Raw genomic sequence first — 1,730 nt, 5'->3', positions numbered from 1 at the left:
CCGCAGATGTCCTTCTTCCCGCACGATGTCCGCGATCTGCCTCAGGAACCACGGCTCGTACGAACAGGCCGCATTGACCTCCTCGACGCTCAACCCGTGCCGGAAGGCTTGCGCGATGACGCGGATGCGGTCGGGCGTCGGCTGGCCCAGCGCGCGCACCACGGCGGCGCGGGCCGAGGCGTCGTCTTCGACATCGGCGACGCCGTCGATCTCGATCTCGTTGAAGCCGGTCAGGCCAGTTTCGAGGCCGCGCAGGGCCTTCTGCATGCTTTCCTGGAAGGTCCGGCCGATGGCCATGACTTCGCCGACCGACTTCATCGAGGTCGAAAGGGTCGCCTCGGCGCCGGGGTATTTCTCGAAGGCGAAGCGCGGGATCTTGGTGACGACATAGTCGATCGAGGGCTCGAATGACGCCGGCGTCACTTGGGTGATGTCGTTGGTCAGTTCGTCCAGCGTGTAGCCGACCGCCAGACGCGCCGCGACCTTGGCGATGGGAAAGCCCGTGGCCTTGGAGGCCAGCGCCGAGGACCGCGACACGCGGGGGTTCATCTCGATCACGACCATGCGGCCGTCGGCCGGATTGATCGCCCACTGGACGTTGGATCCGCCGGTCTCGACCCCGATCTCGCGCAGGACGTTGATCGAGCCCGTGCGCATCCGCTGATACTCTTTATCGGTCAGCGTCAGCGCGGGGGCGACGGTGATGGAGTCGCCGGTGTGGACGCCCATCGGGTCGATGTTCTCGATGGAGCAGACGATGATGCAGTTGTCCGCCTTGTCGCGGACCACCTCCATCTCGAACTCCTTCCAGCCGAGCACGCTCTCCTCGACCAGCACCTCGGTGGTCGGGGACAGGTCGAGCCCGCGCTCCACGATCTCGCGGTATTCCTCGACATTGTAGGCGATGCCGCCGCCGGTGCCGGCGAGCGTAAAGGACGGACGCACGATGGCCGGGAGGCCGACGAAGGCCAGGGCGTCTTCGGCCTCGTCGATGTGGTGGATGGCCTTGGAGCGGGGGCTTTCCAGACCCAGCTTGTCCATGGCGTCGCGAAATTTCTGGCGGTCCTCGGCCTTGTCGATGACCTCGGCGCGCGCCCCGATCATCTCCACGCCCCACTTCTTCAGCGCGCCCGAGGCGTCCAGCGCCAGCGCCGTGTTCAGCGCCGTCTGCCCGCCCATGGTCGGCAGCAGGGCGTCGGGCCGCTCCTTCGCGATGATGCGCTCGACGAACTCCGGCGTGATCGGCTCAATATAGGTGGCGTCGGCCACCTCGGGGTCGGTCATGATGGTGGCGGGGTTCGAGTTGACCAGGATGACCCGGTAGCCCTCGGCCTTCAGCGCCTTGCAGGCCTGAACCCCCGAATAGTCGAACTCGCAGGCCTGGCCGATGACGATCGGCCCGGCGCCGATGATCAGGATCGACTGGATGTCCGTGCGTTTGGGCATCTCAGCCTCCTCAGTTCGTCACGACCGCGCACTCCCAGCCGTCGTAGTCCAGCTGGAAAGCCGCGGCCCAGGATTGCATCATGGAAGAGACCGGCGCGAACGAGGCCTCGTCCACCGCCATGGTTGTCTCGAGAACGGTAGAATCGTCTGACCCACGGGTGATGAAGCCGGCGCGACGGGCCACCTCGTTCAGGTCGTCGTGGTCGCCATCGCCATAGAAGTAGAACAGCGTGTGGCGCGGCGTGACGCCGCTGTCGCCGTGCGCCGCCAGCGACGCCCGCACC

The 1,730-nt window shown here is 66.4% G+C and carries 2 protein-coding genes; both read right to left on the bottom strand.

Annotation, left to right across the window (positions count from 1 at the left end; genetic code table 11):
• Positions 1–1,446, bottom strand: a 1,446-nt coding sequence (gene carB / locus VGB60_RS08115; RefSeq protein ID WP_331037764.1) for a carbamoyl-phosphate synthase large subunit, incomplete at its 3' end; no start/stop codon positions are given.
• Positions 1,447–1,456: 10 nt separating this feature from the next.
• Positions 1,457–1,729: a hypothetical protein gene (locus VGB60_RS08110; RefSeq protein WP_331037763.1), complete on the bottom strand. Its 273-nt coding sequence runs from the start codon at positions 1,727–1,729 to the stop codon at positions 1,457–1,459.
• Position 1,730 lies beyond the last annotated feature (1 nt).

It is taken from the genome of Brevundimonas sp., from assembly GCF_036399195.1.
Lineage (GTDB): Bacteria > Pseudomonadota > Alphaproteobacteria > Caulobacterales > Caulobacteraceae > Brevundimonas.
The sequence above is the reverse complement of the archived record's forward strand: the minus strand, read 5'-3'. Positions and strand labels throughout refer to the sequence as shown.